24 protein-coding genes are annotated in these 24,316 nt (G+C 61.3%); 16 read left to right on the plus strand and 8 right to left on the minus strand.

Features of this window, described 5'->3' with window-relative positions:
* Nucleotides 1-77 precede the first annotated feature (77 nt).
* From ppk2 to HJC00_RS18980, 7 genes are all read right to left on the minus strand, one after another.
* Nucleotides 78-992 carry a polyphosphate kinase 2 gene (gene ppk2 / locus HJC00_RS18950; RefSeq protein WP_210633490.1) on the minus strand — a complete coding sequence of 305 codons (915 nt, stop codon included), beginning with the start codon at nucleotides 990-992 and terminating at the stop codon, nucleotides 78-80.
* A 155-nt stretch (nucleotides 993-1,147) separates the two neighbouring features.
* Complete coding sequence (locus HJC00_RS18955) at nucleotides 1,148-2,800, minus strand: GMC oxidoreductase (RefSeq protein WP_210633489.1); 1,653 nt, start codon at nucleotides 2,798-2,800, stop codon at nucleotides 1,148-1,150.
* An 85-nt stretch (nucleotides 2,801-2,885) separates the two neighbouring features.
* A complete protein-coding gene (locus HJC00_RS18960; protein WP_221164474.1) occupies nucleotides 2,886-3,968 on the minus strand; it encodes an ABC transporter ATP-binding protein in 1,083 nt (360 codons plus the stop codon).
* Between the two features lie 7 nt (nucleotides 3,969-3,975).
* Nucleotides 3,976-4,860, minus strand: coding sequence for a carbohydrate ABC transporter permease (locus HJC00_RS18965; protein WP_210633487.1), 885 nt, complete (start codon nucleotides 4,858-4,860; stop codon nucleotides 3,976-3,978).
* Nucleotides 4,860-5,747, minus strand: a complete 888-nt coding sequence (locus HJC00_RS18970) for a carbohydrate ABC transporter permease (RefSeq protein ID WP_210633486.1) — start codon at nucleotides 5,745-5,747, stop codon at nucleotides 4,860-4,862. Before HJC00_RS18970 ends, HJC00_RS18965 begins: the two co-directional genes overlap by 1 nt.
* Before the next feature lie 103 nt (nucleotides 5,748-5,850).
* Nucleotides 5,851-7,083 (minus strand): ABC transporter substrate-binding protein, encoded by a 1,233-nt coding sequence (locus HJC00_RS18975; protein ID WP_221164475.1) that lies wholly within the window; start codon nucleotides 7,081-7,083, stop codon nucleotides 5,851-5,853.
* Between the two features lie 58 nt (nucleotides 7,084-7,141).
* On the minus strand, nucleotides 7,142-8,095 hold the full coding sequence (locus HJC00_RS18980; protein ID WP_221147247.1) for a sugar phosphate isomerase/epimerase: 954 nt from the start codon (nucleotides 8,093-8,095) through the stop codon (nucleotides 7,142-7,144).
* A gap of 222 nt (nucleotides 8,096-8,317) precedes the next feature.
* On the opposite strand from HJC00_RS18980, the gene HJC00_RS18985 reads away from it, so the two are divergent.
* From HJC00_RS18985 to HJC00_RS19040, 12 genes are all read left to right on the plus strand, one after another.
* The gene (locus HJC00_RS18985; protein WP_221164501.1) at nucleotides 8,318-9,388 is read left to right on the plus strand and encodes a LacI family DNA-binding transcriptional regulator; all 1,071 of its coding nucleotides are present in this window, start codon (nucleotides 8,318-8,320) and stop codon (nucleotides 9,386-9,388) included.
* A gap of 201 nt (nucleotides 9,389-9,589) precedes the next feature.
* On the plus strand, nucleotides 9,590-11,473 hold the full coding sequence (locus HJC00_RS18990; protein WP_221164476.1) for an adenylate/guanylate cyclase domain-containing protein: 1,884 nt from the start codon (nucleotides 9,590-9,592) through the stop codon (nucleotides 11,471-11,473).
* An 87-nt stretch (nucleotides 11,474-11,560) separates the two neighbouring features.
* Nucleotides 11,561-12,892, plus strand: a complete 1,332-nt coding sequence (locus HJC00_RS18995; protein ID WP_221155711.1) for a hypothetical protein — start codon at nucleotides 11,561-11,563, stop codon at nucleotides 12,890-12,892.
* 8 nt (nucleotides 12,893-12,900) lie between these two features.
* The gene (locus tag HJC00_RS19000; protein WP_210633481.1) at nucleotides 12,901-13,506 is read left to right on the plus strand and encodes a hypothetical protein; all 606 of its coding nucleotides are present in this window, start codon (nucleotides 12,901-12,903) and stop codon (nucleotides 13,504-13,506) included.
* 31 nt (nucleotides 13,507-13,537) lie between these two features.
* Entirely contained in the window at nucleotides 13,538-13,912 is a 375-nt protein-coding gene (locus tag HJC00_RS19005; RefSeq protein WP_210633480.1) for a hypothetical protein, read from the plus strand.
* Between the two features lie 235 nt (nucleotides 13,913-14,147).
* Complete coding sequence (locus tag HJC00_RS19010; protein ID WP_221164477.1) at nucleotides 14,148-14,570, plus strand: biotin/lipoyl-containing protein; 423 nt, start codon at nucleotides 14,148-14,150, stop codon at nucleotides 14,568-14,570.
* Complete coding sequence (locus HJC00_RS19015; RefSeq protein WP_221164478.1) at nucleotides 14,570-15,964, plus strand: acetyl/propionyl/methylcrotonyl-CoA carboxylase subunit alpha; 1,395 nt, start codon at nucleotides 14,570-14,572, stop codon at nucleotides 15,962-15,964. Before HJC00_RS19010 ends, HJC00_RS19015 begins: the two co-directional genes overlap by 1 nt.
* Nucleotides 15,961-16,386: an acetyl-CoA carboxylase gene (locus HJC00_RS19020; RefSeq protein WP_221164479.1), complete on the plus strand. Its 426-nt coding sequence runs from the start codon at nucleotides 15,961-15,963 to the stop codon at nucleotides 16,384-16,386. The genes HJC00_RS19015 and HJC00_RS19020 overlap by 4 nt, the downstream gene beginning before the upstream one ends.
* A complete protein-coding gene (gene pxpB, locus HJC00_RS19025; protein WP_210633476.1) occupies nucleotides 16,383-17,090 on the plus strand; it encodes a 5-oxoprolinase subunit PxpB in 708 nt (235 codons plus the stop codon). Before HJC00_RS19020 ends, pxpB begins: the two co-directional genes overlap by 4 nt.
* The gene (locus HJC00_RS19030; protein WP_210633475.1) at nucleotides 17,087-18,082 is read left to right on the plus strand and encodes a biotin-dependent carboxyltransferase family protein; all 996 of its coding nucleotides are present in this window, start codon (nucleotides 17,087-17,089) and stop codon (nucleotides 18,080-18,082) included. The genes pxpB and HJC00_RS19030 overlap by 4 nt, the downstream gene beginning before the upstream one ends.
* A gap of 21 nt (nucleotides 18,083-18,103) precedes the next feature.
* Nucleotides 18,104-18,871, plus strand: a complete 768-nt coding sequence (locus tag HJC00_RS19035) for a 5-oxoprolinase subunit PxpA (RefSeq protein ID WP_221147250.1) — start codon at nucleotides 18,104-18,106, stop codon at nucleotides 18,869-18,871.
* A gap of 61 nt (nucleotides 18,872-18,932) precedes the next feature.
* Entirely contained in the window at nucleotides 18,933-20,135 is a 1,203-nt protein-coding gene (locus HJC00_RS19040) for a pyridoxal phosphate-dependent aminotransferase (protein ID WP_221147251.1), read from the plus strand.
* 15 nt (nucleotides 20,136-20,150) lie between these two features.
* Here HJC00_RS19040 and nac read toward each other — a convergent pair whose 3' ends face one another.
* Nucleotides 20,151-21,056 carry a nitrogen assimilation transcriptional regulator NAC gene (gene nac / locus HJC00_RS19045; RefSeq protein WP_210633472.1) on the minus strand — a complete coding sequence of 302 codons (906 nt, stop codon included), beginning with the start codon at nucleotides 21,054-21,056 and terminating at the stop codon, nucleotides 20,151-20,153.
* A 256-nt stretch (nucleotides 21,057-21,312) separates the two neighbouring features.
* On the opposite strand from nac, the gene HJC00_RS19050 reads away from it, so the two are divergent.
* The 4 genes from HJC00_RS19050 to HJC00_RS19065 are packed head-to-tail and all read left to right on the plus strand — an operon-like array spanning nucleotide 21,313 to nucleotide 24,312.
* The gene (locus HJC00_RS19050) at nucleotides 21,313-22,092 is read left to right on the plus strand and encodes an SDR family oxidoreductase (protein WP_221164480.1); all 780 of its coding nucleotides are present in this window, start codon (nucleotides 21,313-21,315) and stop codon (nucleotides 22,090-22,092) included.
* Nucleotides 22,089-22,796, plus strand: coding sequence for an amino acid ABC transporter permease (locus tag HJC00_RS19055; protein ID WP_221164481.1), 708 nt, complete (start codon nucleotides 22,089-22,091; stop codon nucleotides 22,794-22,796). Before HJC00_RS19050 ends, HJC00_RS19055 begins: the two co-directional genes overlap by 4 nt.
* Nucleotides 22,793-23,551, plus strand: a complete 759-nt coding sequence (locus HJC00_RS19060) for an amino acid ABC transporter permease (protein WP_221123319.1) — start codon at nucleotides 22,793-22,795, stop codon at nucleotides 23,549-23,551. Before HJC00_RS19055 ends, HJC00_RS19060 begins: the two co-directional genes overlap by 4 nt.
* Nucleotides 23,548-24,312 carry an amino acid ABC transporter ATP-binding protein gene (locus HJC00_RS19065; protein ID WP_210633468.1) on the plus strand — a complete coding sequence of 255 codons (765 nt, stop codon included), beginning with the start codon at nucleotides 23,548-23,550 and terminating at the stop codon, nucleotides 24,310-24,312. The genes HJC00_RS19060 and HJC00_RS19065 overlap by 4 nt, the downstream gene beginning before the upstream one ends.
* The last annotated feature ends 4 nt before the right edge of the window (nucleotides 24,313-24,316 follow it).

The following is a 24,316-nucleotide window of genomic DNA, read 5'->3' on the forward strand; positions in this document are numbered from 1 at the left end:
ACGTTGACCGCACGGTGGCAGTGACCATGCGGTCTCGGCTTCAACGCTTCGGCAGCCGACTTGTTGCAGCTATGCTTTCAATAGCGCTCCGGTACGAGCATTTCAGGCGGAACCGGCGCCCTGATGTAGTCGGCATGACGGATACGGCCCGGCAGCTGGATCTCAGGCTTCGGCACATCCTCATAGGGAATCTGCTCGAGAAGATGGGCGATGCAGTTCAGCCGCGCCCGTTTCTTGTCGACGGCCTGCACCACCCACCAGGGCGCTTCCCTGGTGTGTGTGCGCGCCAGCATTTCTTCCTTGGCCTTGGTATATTCCTCCCAGTGGATGCGGCTTTCCATGTCCATGGGCGAAAGCTTCCACTGCTTCAGCGGATCGTGGATGCGCATCTTGAAGCGGAATTCCTGTTCCTCGTCGGTGATCGAGAACCAGTATTTGATCAGCACGATGCCGGAACGGACGAGCATCCGTTCGAATTCGGGCACCGAGCGGAAGAACTCCTCGAGTTCGTCAGGGGTGCAGAACCCCATCACGCGCTCGACGCCGGCGCGGTTGTACCAGCTGCGGTCGAAGAGCACGATCTCGCCGGCGGTGGGAAGATGCGGGACATAACGCTGGAAATACCATTGATGGCGCTCCCGTTCGGTCGGCGCAGGCAGTGCCACGGTGCGGCAGACGCGCGGGTTGAGCCTTTGGGTCACGCGCTTGATCGCGCCGCCCTTGCCGGCCGAATCCCGGCCTTCGAAAAGCACCACCACTTTCAATTGCTTGTACTGGACCCAATCCTGCAGCCGCACCAGCTCATGCTGCAGCCGGAACAGCTCGCGGAAATAGATCTTTCGATCGAGCGTCTGCTCCGCGGGTTCCGTCATTCCTTCGACGACCAGATCGTCCAGCCGGTCTTCCTCCATCTGCATTTCCAGCTCCTCATCGAAGCTGTCGGCGATTTCGGCCTTTATCCGGCTGAGCTGGTCCTGATGTGTTCTAGACATGGGCTTTCCCTTCCTGCTCAGTTGACAGGAGCATGTCACTGCAAAGTTAGTGTGACGGTTGGATAACCCAAAGCTCGTTCACTTGTTCGCCTCTTTCGCCACTCCACATGCCGGCGAACTTCTTCGACGCCGCTCACGACGAGATGGAGGCGGGACTAGAGCAGCCCCGTTCGATAGTGGTCGACAAGGTTGCGGCAGGCGCGGATCGTCAGCGCCATGACGGTGAGCGTCGTGCCCGCGATACCGCTGCCCGGGAAGGCGCTGGCGTCGGTAACGATGACGTTCGGGGCATCCCAGAGCTGGTTGTAGGGATTGAGCACCGAGGCTTCCGGGCTTTCGCCCATGCGCGCGCCGCCAGTTTCATGGATTGCCGCGCCCATGCACATGGTCTTGCGGAACCATTTGCGAAACATGAAGCGGCTGAAGGCATCGGCGTCGGGAAAGGCGCCCCTGCCCATCTCCTTGAGGCCGCTGGGAGAGCCGATGAATTCCAGGTCGCCGCCGACCTCCCGGATCATGGCGATCAACGCCTCCTGCTGCCGGCGAAGCAGCCGCTGCTCCTCCTCCTGCATGACGCAGCGAATGTGCGGCACCGGAATGTTCCAGGCATCCTTTCGCTTGCCATCGAGGGTGATGCGATTGTCGGCATAGGGCAGCATGCGGCCGAAGCCGAAGAAGGCGAGACGCGCATCGGTCTCCTCTGAAACCGGCGCCCTGCCGACGCTGCCCTGATAGTCGAAATCGCCGCGGGCGGCGTCACCCTCGCCGAAGCGCGGGATGAAGATCCCACCCGACGGATTGTAGAAAGGATCGACAGGAGCGGAATCGTCAACGGCCCAACCCTTCGCCTTGGAAAAAGAGCCGAAGGCGAGGCATGGAAGCTGGTCCATGAAATAACGCCCGAGCCCGCCCGAGCTGTTTCCGAGTCCATCAGGATGTCTTGCCGATGCCGAGTTCAGCAGCAGCCGCACGCTCTCGATCGGCGAGGCGGAGAGCACGACCGTCGCGGCACGCGCCGTCGAAACCTTGCCCGTATTGCGATCGATGAATTCCGCACCGGTGGCGCGGCCGGTCTTTTCGTGGGTGGTGATGCGACGCACGATGGCGTCATAGCGGACTGTCAGCCGCCCGCTCGCCTTTGCCTCCCGCAGCGGTCGCGGCATGCGTTCGGCGTCCGGCGCGATATAGCGCCAGGAGACGACGCGCCGTTCCGGCCAGCGGCTTTCCACTGCCTGCTTGAAGATCTGTTCTGCGGGCGTCAGGCTTGCCGGTTTCGCATAGAGGCCGTCCGGCAAGGTCGGCACATCGTCCCTGTTGCCGTACAGCCCGAGATAGGCCTCCACTTCGTCATAGAAGGGCGCAAGCTCGTCATAGGAGACCGGCCAGTCCACGCCCTTTCCGCTGCGCGAGCGGATCTTGAAATCATCGTCGGTCCAGCGCAGCAGCACGCGGCCGAAACTGTGCAGACGCCCGCCGCCCTGGCGGCCGCGGATCCAGAGAAAGGGTTCACCCTTCGGCGTCGTATAGGGGTTCTTGCGATCGTTGACGAAGAAGTGGCTGAAGCGTTCAGTAAAGAACGCCGCCCGCGCCTGGATCGGCTGCCCCTTCAGTGTGGCGCGTGCGCGCTCCCAGATATTGATGCTGCTTGCCGGCGCCTTCTTGCGCGCCGGATCGAAATCTCTGGGGCCGACGGCCGGCCCAGCCTCGAGCAGCAGCACCGACAGTCCATGGGCCGTCAGCTCTTTGACGGCAAAGGAACCCGCCGCGCCGGAGCCGATCACCAGCGCATCATAAACGATCTCAGACATGTCTCTTTCAAATCCTGTCCTGGGGCAATTCCTCAAAGCAGCGTGAGACGCGTCCGGAATTGCGGGAAAGCGCAGGGATGGCGCGTCATAGCCGCGATCCATCGGCAGCGAAGAGCGACGCCTTGGCGATATCCAGGCCCGGAGCCACGGCATCGCCCGGCTTGACGTCGACGTCGCCCATAAGACGAAGCGAGAGGCTCTGCTCCGTCCAGTCGAACCAGACGACGGTATCCGATCCCATCGGCTCGACGACGGAAACGTGGCCAGGAATGGTGGGCAGCCCGCTTACCACCCCGTCGAGCACAAGATGCTCAGGGCGAATTCCTAATGTAACAGGCCCTTCCGCCACCGCGGCCCGGAAAGCATATCCCGAGAGATCGACGGCCAGCCCGTTGCTCCGGAAGAGCAGAGTGTCGCCGTCGCGTTCGATCCGGCCCTCGATGAAATTCATGGCCGGAGCACCGATGAAGCCGGCGACGAAGAGGTTGGCCGGGCGGCGGTAGATCTCCGCCGGCGAGGCGAGCTGCTGGATGACGCCATCGCGCATGATGGCGATGCGATCGGCGAGCGTCAGCGCTTCGACCTGATCATGAGTCACATAGATCATGGTATTGCCGAGGCTCTGATGCAGCTTTTTGATCTCGACGCGCAATTCGTTGCGGAGCTTGGCGTCGAGATTCGACAGCGGTTCGTCGAAGAGGAACACGTCCACTTCCCGCACCAGGGCCCGGCCGATGGCGACGCGCTGGCGCTGACCGCCGGATAGTTCGGCGGGGCGTCGATCGAGCAGCATATCGAGGTGGAGGAGGGCGGCGGTGCGGGCGACGCGCGCTTCGATCTCGGCCTTCGGCAGACCAGCGACGCGAAGCCCGAAGGAGAGGTTTTTGCGCACCGACATGCGGGGATAGAGCGCGTAGGACTGGAAGACCATGCCGATGCCGCGATCCTTCGGCTCCTCCCAGCTGACGTTCCTGCCTGAGATCCACACCTCGCCCGCCGTAATGTCCTCCAGGCCGGCAATGGCGTTCAAAAGCGTCGACTTGCCGCAGCCGGAAGGGCCGAGCAGCACCAGGAACTCGCGGGGCGCGACGTCGATCGACATCTTCTCGATCACCGTGTGGTGGCCATAGGCGATCTTCAGGTCCTTGACGAAGACAGCGGATTGCATGGAAGCGTTACCCCTTGACTGCGCCGGCGGCGATGCCGCGCACGAACCAGCGGCCGGACAGAAAATAGATGGCGAGAGGGACGATGGCGGTGAGAATCGTCGCCGCCATGTTCACATTGTAGGTGCGCTCGCCCATCGTGGTATTGACGATATTGTTGAGCTGCACGGTCATCGGCAGGTTGTCGCGGCCGGCGAAGACGAGACCGAGCAGGAAGTCGTTCCAGATGCCGGTGAACTGCAGCATGGAGACGACGACGACCATCGGCACGGCGATCGGCAGCATGATTTCGAAGAAGATGCGCCAGAAACCGGCGCCGTCGACGCGCGCGGCCTTGCAGAGCTCCTCCGGCACGCTGACGAAATAGTTGCGGAAGAGCAGCGTCACCAGCGGCAGACCGAAGATGACGTGGACGAGAATGATGCCGGCGAGTGAATTGTAGAGGCCGATATTCGCCATGCCCCGGACCATCGGATAGAGGAAGATCTGATAGGGGATGAGACCACCGGCCATTAACAGGCCAAAGAGCGCATTCGCCCCGCGCGGCCGCCAGAGCGACAACGCATAGCCGTTGACGGCGCCGATGAAGACCGAGATCGCGACGGCGGGAACGGTGATCGCCACCGAATTCCAGAAGCCGCTGCGAATGCCGACGCAGACAGTTCCCATGCAGGCGCCCGACCAGGCTGTCACCCAGGCGGAGAAATCGAGCGTGGCGGGCAGGGCAAATATCTGCCCGAGTCGGATTTCGTCCATCGACTTCAGCGAAGTGACGACCATCGTATAGAGCGGCAGCAGGAAGAAAAGGGCGGCGGCGACCAGGAAGGTATAAAGGCCGATGCGTCCCGCGGTGATCCGTGCCGGCTTCGGCCCATTCGGGTGAGGCTGGTTCATCACGCCCCACCCTTTGCCTGGTTGCGCATGTGCATCGCGTAGCGGAACGGCGCGACGGCGATGATGACGCCAAGGACCAGCACCGTCGCGCCTGCTGTGGCAAGGCCGAGATTCTGGCGCCCGAACAGATTATCCATGATGAATTTCGCCGGCACTTCGGTGGCATTGCCGGGGCCGCCGTTGGTCATGGCGACGACGATGTCGTAGGTCTTGATCACACCCATGGCGAGCAGCATGCCGGCAGCGGCAAGCGCCGGTCCGAGCTGGGGCAGGATGATTGAGACATAGATGCGCCAGACGGGAATGCCGTCAATGCGCGCCGCTTTCCATTGCTCGGCCTCGATGCCGCGTATGCCGGCGAGCGCAATCACCATGACGAGCCCGGCGCCCTGCCATACGCCGGCAAGCACCAGCGCATAGATCGCCATGTCCCGATTGACTACCCAGTCGAGGACGAAGCCTTCCCAGCCGAGCGAACGCATGCTCGCCTGAATGCCGAGCGTCGGATTGAGCATCCATTGCCAGATCAGCCCGGTCACCACGAAGGACATGGCGTAGGGATAGAGAAAGATCGTCCTGAAGGCGCTTTCCAAGCGGATCTTGCGATCGAGGGCGGCGGCCAGCAGGAAGCCGAGCACCAGACAGCCCGACACATAGAGTACGCCGAAGATCAAGACGTTTTGCAGCGAGGCGAGCCATTTGGCCGAGGCGAAGAGCTTGGAATATTGCGCGAAGCCGACATAGGTCGAAGATGGAAAGAGCGTGGAATTGGTAAAGGACAGCCGGATCGACCAGGCCATCGTGCCGATGAAGACCACGACCGCGGCGAACCATGTCGGCAAGAGGGCGATGGTCGCGGAAAGATTGCGCTTGCGTTTGACGGGCATCGGCCAGCTCATTGACGGTGGAAAGCGGAACACGCGCCGCCCCGCGAGCGCGGCGGCCGGCCAGTAGTGGCGTCGGGATCAATCCGACGCCACGGGCACGATCCTACTCGAAGGTGGCGAAAAAGTTCTCGGCCGCAGCCGCCGCGTCGTTCGAGCCGCCGCTCCAATATTCGTCGACGAAATCGTCGAGCGCGCCGACCTGCTGCGGCGTGAGCACGATCGCCTGATCCGGTACGATCGCGCCGGCAGCCATCAGCTCCGCACCCTTCTGGGCGCAGGCATCAAGCTTCGACTTATCGACATCGGCGCGCATCGGGACCGAGCCCTTCTTAAGGGCGAATTCGACCTGGACGGTCGGGTCCATCACGACCTCGGCAAGAAGCTTCTGCGCCTTGTCGGTCTGGCCATTGCCGGTCTTGGGGAACCAGAGGGCGTCGGCGATGTAGACCATGCCCTTGGATTCAGGAGCGATCATGCAGCCATAATCCTTGCCCGGTTCCTTGCCGGCGACGGTGAATTCGCCCTTGGCCCAGTCGCCCATGAACTGCACGCCGGCCTTGGCGGTGATCAGCATGGCGGTCGCATCATTCCAGTTGCGGCCCGCAGCACCCGCATCGACATAGCCGCGCAGCTTGCCGAGGATTTCAAGCGTCTTCTTGATGCCGGCGACAGACGCTTCGCTCTTGTCCTTATCGACATAGATCTTGAGGAAGCCGTCGATGCCGACCTGCGAAAGCAGGATCATGTTGAAGACCTTCGTCTGCTGCCAGGGCTGGCCGCCCCAGGCGACCGGGATGATGCCGGCGGCCTTCAGCTTGTCGAGATCGGCGAAAAACTCGTCCCAGCTCTTCGGTTCCTGCGCAATCCCAGCCTTGTCGAAGGCCTCCTTGGAATAGAAGACCCAGCTTTCGCCATGCGCGCCGGTCGGCGCGAGATAGACCTTGTCGTCATAGGAAATGAGGTCATGGATCGATTTCGGCAGGGCGTCGGCCCACTTGCCGGCGGCGGCCACGTCGTCGATCGAATTGAACAGGCCCTGGCTGACGAAATCGGCGGCGGCAAGGCCGATGACGCCCTGCTTGGCGCCGGGCGCATCACCGGCAACGATACGGTTCTGAAAAGCCGCGTCGGCCGCGCCGAAACCGGCGATCGAGGAATCCTTCCAGACGCCGCCGCGCTTTTCGAACTCCGTCTTGATGACGTTGAGGGCTGCGGCTTCGCCGCCCGATGTCCAGGACGACATGATCTCGATCGTCGGCTTGTCCTCGGCATGCGCCGCGGCGAAGAGACCGGCGAAAGCCACACCGGCAAGAAAAAACTTCATCATGGTCTTCATATGTTCCACCTCTTGAAAATGCCCTCTTGGCGGGGCGTTTGTCGTCTTCGGAATGATATCAGCGGTAGATCGGCAGGAGTGCCTGCCGGACGAGCGTGAGCCCGTTAGCGATGTCGCGGACCGGATCCGGCGCGGCATCGAGTTCAAGGATCGCCCAGCCTTCATAGGCCCGGTCGCGCAGCAGCCGGATCCAGGCCGGCCAGTCGACCCGTCCGAGGCCGAAGCCGCAGAAATAGGGCTGGTGGCGTTCGTGGATGTGCTTGTCGATCGGGGTGTCGGCAGGCATCGGGCCGATCGCGTCCTTCCAATGGGCGATGATCATGCGCTCATGATGGCGGTCGACGAGCTGGACGGGGTCGGAGCCGGCAACGATGATGTGGGCCGTGTCGGGGCACATATGCACATAGGCCGGATCGGTCAGCAACATCATCAGGTCGACGTCGCGCGCGGCGGCAAAGACCGAGTGCGCCTCCGTGTGCATCGCGAGCCGGACGCCTCTGGCATGGAGGGTCGCGCCGAGCCGGTTGAGGAAATCCGCGATTGCCTTGGCATGGTCGAAGTCATGGAACTGCACCGGCTGGGCGCCGAGCGTCTGGCGCAGGGGGGCGCCGATCACCATGATATCGCTGCCGCAGGCCTTCAGGAAATCGGCATATCGTTCCGCCTTGTCGATCAAAGCGCGCTGGGCTTCAGGGTTGGTAAAGTCTCCCGCTGCCTCGAGCTCTGCGAAGAAGCCGCTGCAAAGCGTCAGCCCGCGCCTTGCCAGTTCGGCGGCAAAGCCATCGATCGAACCGTAGGTCTGGATCGCGTCCTGCCAGTTGAAGGGAGAGAAGGTCAACTCGACACCGGTGACGCCGGAAGCCTGGACGCTGTCGAGGATTTTGTCCCAGAAGGCGCGCGGCGCGGCGCGCGCATGGTCGGCAATCGCATCATGGCTGCCGACGCCCCAGAAGCCGGGATGAAAGAACGTCACGAGATCGACACCGAAGAGTAGTCTGTCGTCAGTGGCCATAACAATCCATTCTCAAGGCACGATCCTATCTGTATGCGAAACAGCGGCTCCGCATTCAATACGTCGTGCATTTTCAAAGCATTAAGAGACGGCAATCGTTTGCCATGCCCAGATGATAGCCACGCTGGTTTTTTAAGCAAGCGATTTTTGGCAAACGTTTGCTATAAACCGTCACCTGCCTTAGAATTGCAAATCGAAGCATCCGGGAGGACAGAATTAAAGGTGAATAAAAACAAGGACGTGGCGGGAGAAGAGCCGGCTGGCGCTTTGATGGCTGATGTCGCGCGGCTCGCCGGTGTCGCAATATCGACGGTCAGCCGGGCGCTTGCCAATCCCGGACGGGTCAACGAGAAGACCCGTGCCAAGATCAATGCGGCCGCCAGGCAACTCGGCTACACGCCGAACGCAATGGCACGCGGCCTGAGGGTCGGAAAATCCAACATCATCATGATCATCCTGCCGGGATCGCTTTATTATGGCGTCTCCCAGATCATTCCTCAGGTCCTGCAGAGCATCAACAAGACGCTGATCCAGGGCGGCTATAACCTGATGATCGCCAACCTTGATCGCGACGAGGCCTCCGAGCGGCACATTCTCGATCTCGCCTTCGGCGGCAGCGTGCGCGGCGCCATCATCCTGTCGTCGAAGCTTCCGGAGGTCGACGGGCGTTCGCTGGCAAATTCCGGCCTGCCGATCGTGTCCATGCTGCTTGACATGAGCGATGCGGGCCTGCAGAGCGTCGTTACCAACGATCGCGAGGCTGTGCGCGACGTCACGGCCGAGTTGGTCCGGCTGGGGCATCGGCGGTTCCTCTATCTTGCAGGCCCTGAAGGCAATTATCACGATGTCGAGCGCTATGGCGGCGTGCTCGAGGCGCTCGATGCAGCGGGCCTGCCACAGCAGGCAGTGCGTCGCTCGGGCGGTCGCCTCGATTATCAACACGGCTTCGACATCGGCGTTCAGGCGGCGGACGATTTCACGAAGCTAGCCGAAAAACCAACGGCGGTTATCGCCACCAGCGATGACATGGCCATTTCATTCATCAGCCGCATCAAGCGTGCAGGCTTGCGCATTCCCGATGATCTGTCGGTCGTCTCCTTCGACGGCTCCCCGGTCTGCGAATTCTCCGCGCCGCCACTCTCGACGATCGAGCAGCCGGTGGAAGAGATGGGCCGCGCGGCGGTGGAACTCCTGCTCGACACCATTGGCCGGGCGCAAAACCCGGCACCGCTGCGTACCGTCATCCGCAGCAGGCTTATCCTGCGGGAGAGCATCGCCGCTGCGAAGACTTGACGATGCCGGAACCCGCGGCCTCCCGTAATCAGGGGGCCGCACCATCAATTCTGAAGTTCCACTATAATCCATCAAGCGGTTCCGGCGGTTCTTACAACCGCCCGGGAGATTTTAGTTGTCAGTAATACAATCGTCCGGCAACATTACTGGCCAGCTTCTTGAACTGAATAGTATTGCCACCAGCGCGTTGGGGAGACGGGCATGTGCGCAGAGCTTGTTGAACGTCGGCTGGCGGCTATTCTGGCTGCCGATGTGGTGGGCTATAGCCGTCTCCTCGAAGCCAACGAAGAGGAGACGCTCAACGCCCTTCGTCAGCATCGCCGGGAACTCTTCGATCCTGCTGTCGCAACCCATGGCGGACATATAATCAAGGTCATGGGCGATGGTTTCCTGGTCGAGTTCGGCAGCGTGCTGAGTGCGGCACGCTGCGCTGTCGAGATCCAGCGCGGCATGCTGGAGCGCAACATAGGGATTCCGGCGGACAGGCATTTTGCGTTCCGCATAGGCTTGAATCTCGGCGACATCGTCTTCGATGAGGATGACTTTCATGGAGACGGCATTAATGTCGCAGTCCGGCTGCAAGCTCTTGCGGCCCCTGGCGGTATCGCCTGTTCGGCGGCCGTGCGCCACGAAGTCGCCAACAAGCTCGGCCTCGGTTTCGCAGACCAGGGCGCCATGACCGTCAAGAATATATCCCGACCGGTCCATGTCTATTTTGCCGATTGGGGCAATGCCCCCTCCAGTGAAGAGGTTCCGCTTACCGCAGGCGGACACACACGGGCGCCCGTCAACAAGCCCTCGGTTGCGGTTCTGCCATTCGCCAACATCAGCAACGATCCCGAGCAGGATTTCTTCAGCGACGGCATCACCGAAGATCTCATCACTGATCTATCGAATGTTTCAGGCCTGTTCGTACTAAGCCGCAACACTGTCTTTACGTGGAAAGGCCGGAGCGAAAATCTCCAACGTATCGCTGCCGAACTCGGCGTTGCCTATATCGTGGAGGGCAGCGTCCGCAAGGCAGGCAACCACGTCCGGATCAATGCGGAATTGATTGAAGCAGCCAGCGACGGCCATGTCTGGGCCGCGCGTTACGACCGCGATTTGACCGACATTTTCGAAATGCAGGACGAGATCGTCAAGGCAATCGTCGGGCAGCTCAAGGTCAAGCTGCTGCCGGAGGAGAAGAGGGCAATCGAGCAGGCGCCGACAGAGAGCGTTGAAGCCTATACGCATTTCCTCCGAGGACGCGAATACTACCATATTGCTTCACGCTCCAACCATCTGATGGCCAGGCAGAGCTTCGCCAGAGCCATCGAACTGGATCCCGGTTATGCCCGCGCCTATGCCGGCATCGCGGTCTGCGATGCGCGCCTGCGGTCTCAATTCGGCGCTGAAATTCCGGTCGAAGATATTCTTGCAAACACAACGACGGCGCTCGTTATCGATCCTAATCTGGCGGAGGCTTATGCTGCCAAGGGATTTGCTTTGGCGGTGGCCGGCAATCGCACCGAGGCAGCTTCCGCATTCGAGCAAGCTTTGTCACTCGACGCCAATTGCCACGAAGCGAACCGCTACTATGCCGAATTTTGCGTCACTGAAGGTCAGTTCGAACTTGCGGCTACGCACTTTCAGCGGGCGATGGAAATCAAGCCTGCCGACTACGGTGCACCGATCATGCTTGTGAACGTCTTACGTTCACTCGGACAAATAGATAAGGCCAGCAGCTATGCCAGGATCGCATTGAAACGGGCGGAGGAGGAACTGCGGCTCCATCCGGAGAATGCCAATGTTGCCTGCCTGGGAGCGACAGCGCTGGCCTTCCTCGGTGTTCGCGACACCGCGCTGGAATGGTTGGCGCGCTCCCTGGCGACGGATCCCGATGATATAAACATTCAGTACAACGCCGCCTGCACCTATGCACTGCTTGGCGAGATCGATCGGGCGATAGACTTGCTTGAAGTCTGGATGCCGCAAGTCGGCATCGAAATGCGGCTATGGTTCAAGAATGATTCCGATCTCGATCCCATTCGCAGTCACCCGCGCTATTTGAAACTGGTTTCACTGTCTGAACAACGTCACTAATACCATTTTATTACTTGCTAAATCTGCCACGAGCGCCGAATGTCAACTTAAACTGGCAATCAAGAAAGTCTTTTGAGGGGGGAGCGGATGGGCACCCGGTTCAGACTTTTTGTGCAGCCTCCGTTTGAAGATGCTCGATCAAGTCCCGAGATTGTCGAAGTGTCGTCTCCGTTGGGCAGCCTGACCGCTGGTCCGGCCGACGATTACATGTTTGTTGTCGAACCGGTCGGCAAAATCTCTCCCTATGGCGTAAACCACGGCCCGCTCGGGACGCCGTATATGTCCCTTCCGCCCTGGACGGGCAAAATCCTCGAGCCGGCCGCTCCCGATGAGCGCGGCAATTTCGACCATCTCCGACCTTCGATGCCCGCTTTCGAAGCCGCGCATGTCTTCGGCTGCGTACGGTTCACACTCGATGTTTGGGAGCGTTATCTCGGCCAGCCGCTTACGTGGCATTTTCGCGATCACTATGACCGGTTGGAAATCTCCATTTTGCCGCAGTGGGACAACGCCCAGTACGGCTACGGCTTCCTTGAAGTCGGCAGCCAGTTCGAGAAGGATGGGCGCATCCTTCCCTTCAGCCTGGATTTCGACGTCATCGCCCATGAGGTGGGGCACGCGATCATCTTCAGCGTCCTCGGCGTACCGCGCCCGGGAACCGAGTATCCGGAATATCTCGGCTTCCAGGAGTCCTTCTCAGACTGCGTGTCGCTGATCGCGGCCATGCATTTTCCGTCGGTGATCGAGAATGTACTCGAGGAGACGCGCGGCAACCTTTACCGGGCAAATCGCCTCGCACGCTTTTCGGAATTCTCGCCGCATCGTCAGATTCGTTCGGCAAACAACAAACGGACGATGGCCGAATTCACGCGTGCCTGGAAGGACGAACACGAGCTCTCCCAGCCACTCACCGGTGCGGTATTCGATATACTCGTCGATATCTTTCACGAGAGCCTGGTGGCGCGAGGCCTCATCTCCCGGGACGTCGAAGATCTCTCGGATATTGCCGAGTTCGACCCGACTGCCGAGGCGCCCGTACAGCTCGCTTTCGACCGCGCTTTTGCGCGGAATCCGGATGGATTTGTCGAAGCGCTGCTCGATGCACGAGACATCGCCGGCACGTATCTGGCGGAAACCTTGTGGACCCTTGCTCCCGACTTTTTGGACTACGGCGACGTCGCGGAAACAATGCTTGCAGTTGATCGAAAGGAAACTCGCGGCCAATTCGCGGGGATCATCACCGGAAATTTCGGGCAACGGGCGATCGGCAAGCTACACGCCGGCGCGCACCTCAAGGGTAGCGAGCATCGCAGCCATTTTCACTCTGCGCGAATCTTGCTGCCGAGAGATCATCTGAATCTTCCGAAGATGAGCTATCGCGAGAAAGTTCTGCTGTCGACATTAGCTAGAAGCCAATAATCACAGAGATGGAGGGAGAAGTGGCAGACAATGAAACTTTACTAGGCATATCATCGATACATCTGTTCGGACGTCCGCTGAGCGATCTGATCCTTAGAGGAGGCCCCATTTATCAGAATCTAAGCGTACCAATAGCGGGAAGAAATAATTTTCTGAGAGACCAGCTTGGTGCAGCCGACGCGGTTCTGGCGCGAATCTTCGCTTTCTCGTTCGAGGGGGCGTTCGTTGAACTTGGTCGACCAGCGATCTTCGTTGTCCACGGCCCGGGAGCCGATCCTGACGATCCGCCGCCGAGGAACGTGGATGGCGATATTGAGTATGACAGATTGTATCGGGCTCCTGGTTCGAGTGCGCGAACCGGCCTCGGTTCCCAATTCGGAGCACTCGCCAAGGACATCAGGGTCTGGATTTATGACAAGGGCGACGTCTCGATGAGACTCGATGCTGAAACAGGAACCCTCGAGCAAATCCTTCTGTCGGCCGAGGTTTCCTCTGACCCCCGAGGGATGGCGAGCAGCGCAATGTCCAGATCGGGCGGGGCCCTGTCCCGCTCCGGTGGCGTGATGTCAAGATCAGGTGGGTTCATTCCTCGAAGATCAGGCGATAACGAGTAATTCAAGTTAAAGACGGATGAGGGAGGATCATATGCCCGCCGCAAACCCTAAAGTTAAAATCGAGCGCCTCGAGCCGGAGACCGTCGTTGCTCCATTGCTTGTTCGAACGCCCTTTAAAATAATAGGCTCCGGTCTCAGCAACAAGATATATGTCTATATCTCTACTCAGCCAGACGGGAGTGACGACGTTTCAAACCCAACTGCCAGCGACAAGAAAGAAATCTATAAAATCAAAATAGATACCGATGGCTCTGCGACGAGCACAGACAAAGTGTTGTCGCTCGTTGTTAAACCGGAACTAGATGCCGGCCCATTCGACGAAAAAACTGAGTTCTGGATTGCCATAAAACTGGATGACATGAAGGGCAAAGTTGAAGCGACACGAAAAACATTCAAACTTGTCTGACGTCGAGGCCGCCGCTATCGATGGCGGATTGAGGGCGTACAGGACTTAAGCGCTTTTGTCTCAGCGCCGGCTGCCATAACGGCATCCGGCGCCATGTCCCCACAGGGCGCGGACTGCGCTCCATCAAAACTTCGTCTGACCCCATCAATCCGCCCGTCGTGCTACGAAATCACAACACCGGGCGATCTGAAACTTCGGCTATGCGCGGTGGTATTTTGAAATTCCGAGCACGCACATGGACCTCTCGAAGATCAAGACGCTGATCGACTTTGTCGGACGATCCAATATTACCGAGCTGACCGTGACGGAAAAGGACTTGACGGTTCGGATTTTCCGAACGGCAGCGAGCCAGGAGGCTGTCGCCGAACCCGAGCGAAAGCCGAGACCGATCGCCGGTGCGCCCTCGGGCGGCGTCGAGCAAACCTCCCATGCGGTGACGGCGCCTGTTTTCGGCGTTCTCCACAAGGCCCCGGCGCCCGGGGAACCGCCATTTGTCGCGATCGGAGACGCGGTGGAGGAGGGGCAGACGCTCTTCATCATCGAGGCCATGAAGGTTTTCAACACGATCACCGCACCGCGGGCCGGGCGCATCATGCGCCTGACCGAAATAGACGGCGGCGAGGTCGAGACCGGCGACCTGCTGGCGGAGATTGCCTGATGCCGGAATCAACTGAACAATCCGCTGTCTCACGGCGCCGCTTCGATACCGTCTTCATCGCCAATCGCGGCGAGATCGCAGCACGGATCCAGCGCGCCTGTCGCGAGCTCGGCCTCAAGACGGTGGCCATCTGCTCCGAGGCGGACAGGGAAGCACCCTACGGCAGCACCGCCGACAGCTTTCTCTGCATCGGCCCGTCGAGCGCGGCGAAAAGCTACCTCAATCAGGATGCCATTCTTCTCGCGGCGCGCCTGACCGGTGCAGGCGCCATCCACCCCGGTTACGGGTTTCTGTCGGAAAATGCGGCATTCGCCGACGCTGTCGAAAAGGCAGGGCTGGTCTTCATCGGTCCGACGGCTTCGTCGATCGCGACCATGGGCGACAAGATCGCGGCGAAGCGGGCGATGATGGCGGCGGGCGTGCCGTGCGTTCCCGGGCCGGACACGGCGCTGCCCGATGATCCCGCATCGGTCGAGCAGCTCGCGCTGGAGATCGGCTATCCCGTCATCATCAAGGCATCAGGCGGCGGCGGCGGCCGCGGCATGCGCGTCGTTCCGAAGGCCGACCAGTTGCATGAAGCAATCGCGCTGACCCGGGAAGAAGCCCGCAAGGCTTTCGGCTCGCCCTCACTCTACATGGAAAAATTCCTGGGGCATCCGCGCCACATCGAAATACAGGTTCTTTGCGACGACCACGGCAACACCGTATGGCTGGGGCATCGAGACTGCTCGATGCAGCGCCGCCATCAGAAGGTTGTGGAGGAGGCGCCGGCGCCTGGAATCGCATCCGATATCATCCGGCCGGTCGGCATGGCCTGTGTCGAGGCCTGCCGCCAGATCGGCTACCGGGGCGTCGGAACCTTCGAATTCCTCTATGAGGACGGAGCCTTCTATTTCATCGAAATGAACACCCGGCTTCAGGTCGAGCATTCCGTCACCGAGCTGACGAGCGGCGTCGATATCGTCCAGGCGCAGATAAGGGCGGCCCAGGGTGAGGTTCTGAACCTCATCCAAAGCGAGGTGATCTGCGAAGGCCACTCTTTCGAATGCCGCATCAACGCCGAAGATCCCGACACCTTCCTGCCGTCGGCGGGCATCATCACCCGTCTGGCTTTGCCTCAAGGACCCGGCACCCGCGTCGATACGCATATCCATGCCGGCTATAAGGTCTCGCCCTATTACGACTCGCTGATCGCCAAGCTGATCGTGCATGCGCCGACGCGGGCGAAAGCCATGGCCAGAATGTGCGAAGCGCTTGCCGGCACCGAGATCGAGGGCATCGCCACCAATATTCCCTTCCTGCGCGCCCTGTTCGAGGACCATGCTTTCGCGCGCGGCGAAACCGACATTCACTATCTCGAACAATGGCTGAAGCTGCGGAGGGCGGCGGCATGAGCGCGATCGATTTCAGCGATCCGGCCACCATCGCGCTGCTGACCCAAGCACTGACGGCCGCCGGCGTGGACGGGCTGGAAATTTCCCGTCCGGGCGCCCAGCTTCGCATCGTCATTTCAGGGGAGGGGGAGGCGCGGATCAGCGCGACAGAGGCAGCGCCGCGCGAGCCACGCGCCACACAGACGGTCGTGACGGCGCCGATGGCGGGCCGCTTCTGCGTCGAACATCCGGCCGCCTCCGCCGTGCCGCAATATTTGCCGCGATCCCAGTCCGTCGCCGATATCCTCGGCTTCATCAGGGTAGGGGATGTGCTGCTTCCCCTTCGCGCCGACCCTTCCGGTGTTATGACCAGACTGCTCGCCGCGCCCGGCGCGCTGGTGGGCTACGGCGATCCTCTGTTCGAAATCAGGTTCCCATCATGATCGTCACGACGAACAGGCACGCTTCGCAACGCGAGATCGTTCCGGCCACCAACAGCCGGGCAAGGGTTTCCTCGGTCGGCGCTAGAGCCTTCCTGCTCGAGGCGCCCGGTGAATTCGATCTTGTCGCGCAGCGGCGGATCTGGGCTCTCTCCCAGACTGTGAAAGGCTGGGCGGATCTTGCGGAAGATATTCCCGGGATGACCAATCTGCTGGTGATTTTCAAGGAGACGCCCGAGGACCCCGATGCGGTGGTCGCACGGCTGCTGGAGGCATGGGCGAATGCTGAGAGCATCGATCTCGATGGCAAGACCATCGAGATCCCCGTCCATTACGGCGGCGAACACGCGACCGATCTTCCGGCCCTTTGCAATCTCTCGGGCCTCAGCGATCGCGAGGTGGTGCGTATCCATCATCAAGCGACCTACCGTGTTTTCGCTTTGGGAAGCGCTCCCGGCTTCGGATATCTGCATGGTCTCGACCCACGTATCTACATGCCACGGAAGACCGTCCCCTCGCTGAAGATGGCGAAGGGCTGCGTGACCATCGGCGGCATGCAGACCGGCGTCGCCATGCTGACAGGACCGAACGGCTGGAATTCCATCGGCTTTGCCACACTTGAAATGTTCGACCCCGCCTCGCCGATCCCGGCCATGATGGCGCCGGGAGACACGGTCCGGTTCCTGCCGGCGAGGATCGAGCTATGATCGAGATCCTGGAGAGCGGCCCTTTCAACACCGTGCAGGACCTTGGCCGTCCCGGCTATCGCGATATCGGCGTATCGGCGAGCGGCGCGATGGATCCGCTTGCGGTCCGGATCGGCAATATTCTCGTCGGCAACGACGAGAACGCTGCCGTGGTCGAGGTGCAGACCTTCCCGTTCCGCCTGCGTTTCGAGCGACGTATCGCCTTTGCCATAACCGGCGCCGACGGCAATCCCCATCTCGACGGATCGGAACGGCTTGCCTGGTGCGCCTATGTCGCCGAGCCCGGACAGGTTCTCGAACTGAAGCAGCCTCCGCGGCTGGCGCGCTCCTACGTCGCGCTCGGCGGCGGCCTGGATATCCCGGTCGTCATGGGCTCGCGCAGCACGTCGCTACGCGGCGGCTTCGGAGGCAATGCAGGCCGGCCACTGGCGAAAGGCGATCGGATCGCGATCGGCGAGGACGCGGAGATTGCCATGCTGCCGGCCACGGGCCTCGCCGTCGTCGAACCGGCGACAGCGCTCAGCGATGTCTTTCCGGCCCCGGTCGATGGCGTATTGCCGATCCGCGCTCTGCCGGCAGGCGAGCATGAGCTTTTCACCAAAGACGGCGAAGCCTTCTGGAGCCAGACCTGGAGGATTTCCTCCCGAAGCGACCGGACGGGCTACCGCTTGTCAGGCGAACCGATCAAACCGGTGGCATCCATCGAGATGCGCTCCCACGGTGTCGTGCCCGGCGTTATCCAGGTGCCGCCCGGCGGCGAACCGATCGTGCAGATGAGCGATGCGAACACCGCCGGCGGATATCCGAAAATCGCCGGCGTGATCGAATCCGATCTCTGGCGGCTGGGACAGGCCCGCATCGGCGCCCGCCTCAGCTTTGTTCGCTCGACACACGCCGAAGCGCGCGCTGTCGAACAGGCCGTCGCCCGCTATGTCGACGACGTCAGACGGACGTCCCGGATGGTCAAGCGCGCTTTGAAGGCGATGGCTTAGGACCCTCACAAGGAGGAACTCATGAAGATCGATCTGAATTCCGATATGGGCGAAGGATTTGGTCCCTACCGGCTGTGCGACGACGAAGCGATGATGAAAATCGTCTCCTCGGCCAACATCGCCTGCGGTTTCCACGGCGGCGATCCCGATACGATGGGGCGCATGGTCCGGCTCGCAAAGCTGAACGGCGTCGGCATCGGCGCTCATCCCGGTCTGCCCGACCGGCTCGGCTTCGGCCGGCGCGAAATACCGTTCTCGGCAGACGAGCTTCGCCAGCAGATGCTCTACCAGCTCGGCGCACTGATGGCCATCGCCAGGAGCGAGCGGGTCGCCGTCTCTCATATCAGCTTCCATGCAGCCATGGGCAATATGGTCAACCGCGATCCCGTCCTCGCCGACCTGATGATGGATGCGATCGCTACCGTGGACCCCGGTCTCGTGGTCTTCGTCACGTCGGGCAGCGAGATCGAATTGGCGGCCAGACGCGCGCGCCTGAAGACGCTGGCGCTTTTCCTCGCGGACCGTGCCTATGATGCCGACGGCAAACTCGTCGCGCGCGGGCTCCCGGGCGCCGTCATCAAGGACGAAGCCTCGGTGCGCGCCCGCGTGCGGCAATTCCTGCTCGATGGGACCGTCCAGACGATCGAAGGCGCCGTGATCGCCATGCCGGCGCGCTCCATCCTCGTGCACAGCGATACACCCGGCGCCCTCGAACTCGCCGGCATCGTTCGCGGCGAAATCGAAGCCACGGGCGCGGCACTCGCTCCCGCTGCCGGACTCGCCGAATGACTCAATGCCGATCGCCCGCGGGCGGTCCATAACTCCAATCCCTCGCCGAAGGACCATTCCGATGTCCATCAAAGCCGACCGCCTGAAAAACGTCTCCATATCAGCATCCGCCGCCATGACCCAGCGGGCCAGGGAGCTCGCCGCCAAAGGGATCAAAGTCGTCAGCCTCTCCTCCGGCGAGCCGGATTTCCCCACGCCGGCGCACGCCATCGAAGCGGCGCATGCGGCGGCTCTCGCGGGCGACACGAAATATCCGCCGATGGACGGCACGCCGGCCCTCAAGGCCGCGATCATCAGGAAGTTCAAGCGTGACAATAATCTCGACTATGACGCCAGCCAGATCGTCGTTTCGGGCGGCGGCAAGCAGGTGATCTTCAATGCGATGCTCGCAACCTGCAATCCGGGCGACGAGGTTGTCATTCCGACACCCTCCTGGGTCAGCTATGCCGATATTGTCAAATTCGCCGGCGGCGTGCCCGTCGCGGTTCCCTGCCACGAGCAGACCGGCTTCAAGCTGCGCCCGGAGGATCTGGAGGCGGCGATTACGCCGCGCACCAAATGGCTCTTCCTTAATTTCCCGAACAATCCGACGGGAGCAGCCTGCTCCCGGACGGAGATGGCCGCCATCGCCGAGGTCATGCTGCGCCATCCCCACGTCTGGATCATGACCGACGATATTTACGAGCACCTGGTCTATGACGACTTCCAGTTCTGCACCATGGCGGAAGTCGAGCCGAGGCTCTATGAGCGCGTCCTGACGATGAACGGCGTCTCCAAGGCTTACGCGATGACGGGGTGGCGGCTCGGTTTCTGCGCCGGCTCGAAAGAGTTGATGGCAGCTATCAGCAACGTCAACGGTCAGAACGGCGGCGGCATCGCGACGCTGACGCAGGCGGCCGCGACCGCGGCGCTCGACGGACCTCAGGATCTCCTGAAGGAGCGGGCGGCAATCTACAAGAAGAGACGCGACTTCGTCCTCGGCAAACTGTCGGAGGTGGAAGGGCTGCGCTGCCACAGGCCCGAAGGCGCCTTCTACATCTATCCCAACATTTCAGGGCTGATCGGCAAGACCAGCAAGGGCGGACGAAAGATCGAAACGGATGTCGATTTCGTTATGGCGCTCGTGGAAGAGCACCATGTGGCGACCGTGCAAGGCGCGGCTTACGGAATGAGCCCCTTCTTCCGCATTTCCTACGCCACCAGCATGGAGAAACTCGGTGAGGGCTGCGCCCGCATCGCCGAGTTCTGTAAGGATATGCGCTGACCGGCAGCCCCCGCCTCAGTCTTTCAGCCGCGCCGTCAGCTCGAGGAGAATGTCCCGGACGGCAAGGGCCGGTTCCGACAGGGGATTCTGGTCGGAAACGCAAAGCGACAGGGTTTCCTCGATCCGCGGAGAGACGAGCCGGCAGATCAGCGGCTCGCTTGATTCCGATACGATGCGATCGGCGATGGCTTTCGGCATAATCGTTGCGCCGAGACCGTCGCCGACCGCGCGCCCCAGGGTGCGGACGATCTCGACTTCCGCCACGACTTTCAAATTGGTGCGGGTGCGCGTGAAGGCGGTATCGACTGCGCGGCGGACAAAATTATAGGCCGGCGGCAGCAGCATCGGTATCCCGTCGAGAGCGTTGACGGAGACAGGTTTCGCATCCGCCTCGATTGCAAAATCGCGATGCGCGACCAGGAAAAATTCTTCTCTGAGGATGGGTTCGAACCGCACGCCTTTGATTGGCCCGGTTCCATGCAGAAGGGCCATCTCCAGCCGGCCGTTCATGATCATCTGGCTATAGGTCTGCCCCACACTTTCGGTCAGATGCAGCAGGATGCCGGGATGCCGCTTCCGCGTCTCCGCCAACAGGTCGACCGACAGCGTGGCAGCGCTGCTGAAAGGGACCAGACCGACAGAGACACGCCCAGCAAGGGAATTGCCGGCCGCCGAAGCATCCGCTTGCGCCTGCTCCATCTGCCGGAGGATAATCTGGGCATGGCGATACACCGCATGGCCCGCATCGGTCATGCTGACGCCCTGCTGGCTGCGGATCAAAAGCTTCTGGCCGAAATGCTCCTCCAGCGCCGCCAGCTGCTGGCTGAGCGCCGGCTGGGCGATATGCAAAAGATCCGCCGCGCGCGTGATGCTGCCGCTGTCGACGATCACGATGAAGGATTTAAGGCGTCTGATGTCCATGAGGATCGGGGAACCGTTCTGATCTGCTGGGATGGCATGTTTGCAGACGCGTATAGCTTTTGCAACGCGACGCGATCGTCAACTGGGCCGGCCTTGCCGAGGCACGAACACCGCCAATAGCGCCGACATCGCATCTTTCTCTTCTTCGGCAGCCGCGCAAGGCTCCATAACCGTTGCTTATTGCTCCAGAGATAATCGGTCTTAGGCAAGGAATTAAAGCTTCGCTACTCTCTCGATCAACAACAAGGGAACGACAATGCCATTCTCCGACTACAAGACCGCACTGGTAACCGGCGCATCCTCCGGAATCGGCGCAGCCGTTGTCGAGCGGCTCCGCCGGGAGAATATCGAGGTCCACGCCGTTGCCCGCAGCACTGACGCGCTGCAGCAGCTGGCCGCGCGCACGGGCTGCATCCCTCACGCCATCGATGTGACCGACCGCAAGGCGATGGCCGAGCTCGCGGATCGGGTGGAATTCGACATTCTCGTCAACAATGCCGGCGTCGACCGGCCGAAGAAGTTCCTCGAAGCCGATGAAGGCGACATCGATCTCATCGTCGACGTCAATCTGCGGGCGGTGCTGCACCTCTGCCGCCGGGTGGTGCCCGGCATGGTGGCGCGCGATCGCGGCCATGTCATCAATATCTCGTCGATTGCCGGCGCCTACAATTTCGGCGGCAACTCGTCCTATCACGCCACCAAGGCGGGGGTGAGCATGCTGTCCAACCAGCTGCGCATCGACGCCTTCGGCAAGCGGGTTCGGGTCACGGAAATCTGCCCCGGCCGGGTCGCCACCGACATCTTCAATCACGTCCACGGCAATGACCCCAGCGTCCGGGAACGGTTCATCGACGGTTTCGAATTGCCGCAGGCGACCGATATCGCCGATGCGATCGCCTTCGCAATCGCAGCCCCCGTCGCGGTCAACATCGGACATATGGAGATCACCCCGACGCTGCAGGTCATGGGCGGTCTGCAGACGGCCAAGCCGCAGCCTGTGGCGAAGACGCATCAATCCGGGGAGCCAAAACCGTGAGCGGCTTCGACCTTTCGGCGATCCTCGGAAATCCGGAATATGCCGCCATGCTGCTGCATGGCATCGAGATGACCTTCATCATCTATGCCGGATCCTGGTTGCTGGCGATGATGCTGGCGCTTCTGCTGCTGGGTCTGCGCCTGTCACCCTTTCGCCTCGGCGATCCGTTGGTCGCAGCTTACGTTTCCTATCACCGCAACGTCCCGACGCTGGTGCAGCTCATGCTCTGGTATTTCGGGATCTTCACGCTGATGCCGAACGGCATCGGGAATTGGCTTGCAAGCCACAATGCGGAATCCATCTTCGCGGTGATCGGGCTGGGGCTCTGCCAGGCGGCCTATTTCAGCGAAGATCTTCGTTCGGGCGTACGCTCGGTCGCTGACGGCCAGATGCAGGCAGCCCGTGCACTGGGCCACGGCTACGTCTCGGCGATGCGTTTCGTCATCATGCCGCAGGGCGTGCGCAACGCGCTGCCGCCGCTCATCAATCACAGCGTCTCCCTGTTCAAGAACAGCAGTCTCGCCGTCGTCATCGGCGCGTCGGAACTGACGCATGCCGTCAAGGAAATCGAGAACCTCAGCTTCCGCACCTTCGAGATCTACCTGATCGGCACGGTTCTCTACCTCTTCTTCTCGCTGGTGATCATGAGCATCGGCGCCTATCTGTCGATGCGCGCCGATCCTGCCAGGAGTGCCCGCGCATGATCCAGGACATGATCGCCATCGTTCGCGATTACTGGCTGCTGCTGTTGGTCGGTCAATATCCGAACGGACCGCTCGGCGGGCTCGCCAATACGCTGATCCTCTCGGCGCTCAGCATCACTCTCGCCTTTCCTGCCAGCATTCTGTTTGCAATGGCGCGACTCTCCAAGTCGCGGCTGCTGCGCTGGCCGGTCACCGCGCTTGTCTATTTCACCCGCGGCGTGCCGCTCCTGATGCTCATCCTGTGGAGCTATTTCCTGGTGCCGCTCTTGACCGGCGCCGATGTGCCGAGCTTCGTCACCATGCTGACGACGCTTGTGGTCTATCAGAGCGCGTTTCTCAGCGAAGTCGTCCGCGCCGGCATCGTCGCGCTCGGACCGGGCCAGATGGACGCGGCGCGTGCGCTTGGCCACGGCTATATGGGCGCGATGCGCTACATCATCCTGCCGCAGGCGCTCTACAACATGATCCCGAGCATCCTCTCCACCTTCGTCTCGACGATCAAGGATACGACGCTCGGCTATGTGATCAATGTGCCGGATCTCACCTTTGCGGCAAGCCAGGTCAACAACCAGCTCCTGACGCAGCCCTTCCAGGTCTTCCTCATCCTGGCGATCGTCTACTTCATCATCTGCTGGACGCTCACCTACTTCGCAAATCGCCTCGAGCGGCGCATCACGCGGCGGCGTGCGGGACTTCTCAAGGTTCCCACGGCCTCTCCGGTCACGCCATCGAAAATCGTATCGGAGCAGCTATGACCATGTCAGTTTCCGCGCAGGAATCGCAGACGATCCGGCTTTCGCAGGTCTGCAAGAGCTACGGCGACTATCCGGTCCTGAAGAACATCGATGCTGAGGTCGCACGCGGCGAGGTGGTCGTCATCTGCGGTCCATCTGGTTCGGGAAAATCCACGCTGATCCGCACGATCAATCGCCTCGAGGAGATCAACAGCGGATCGATCACGCTCGATGGACAGAACATTCACGCCTCGATGCGGGCGAAGGAGCTCAACACAATGCGCAGCCGGATCGGCTTCGTCTTCCAGAACTTCAACCTCTTTCCGCATCTTTCCGTGGCTGAAAACGTCTCGATGTCGCCGATCCGGGTAAAGGGCGTGGCGCCCGATATCGCGCACGAGAAGGCGCTCAAACTTCTCGACCGCGTCGGCCTCGCCGACAAGGCCCGCGCCTATCCCGGTCAGCTGTCGGGCGGCCAGCAGCAGCGGGTGGCAATCGCCCGTGCGCTTGCGATGGAGCCGCCGGTGATGCTGTTCGACGAACCGACGAGCGCGCTCGACCCCGAAATGGTCGGCGAAGTTCTGGGCGTCATGAAGAGCCTGGCATCGGAAGGCATGACCATGCTCTGCGTCACCCATGAAATGGGCTTCGCGCGCGAGGTCGCGGATCGGATCTGGTTCATCGATGCCGGCCAGATCATCGAAATGGCGACGCCTGAAAATTTCTTCAGCAATCCGACCCATCCTCGGGCTCAGCGTTTCCTCGCTGATCTCAGGCATTGATACC

The organism is Rhizobium sp. NLR22b (genome assembly GCF_019685295.1).
Lineage (GTDB): Bacteria > Pseudomonadota > Alphaproteobacteria > Rhizobiales > Rhizobiaceae > Rhizobium.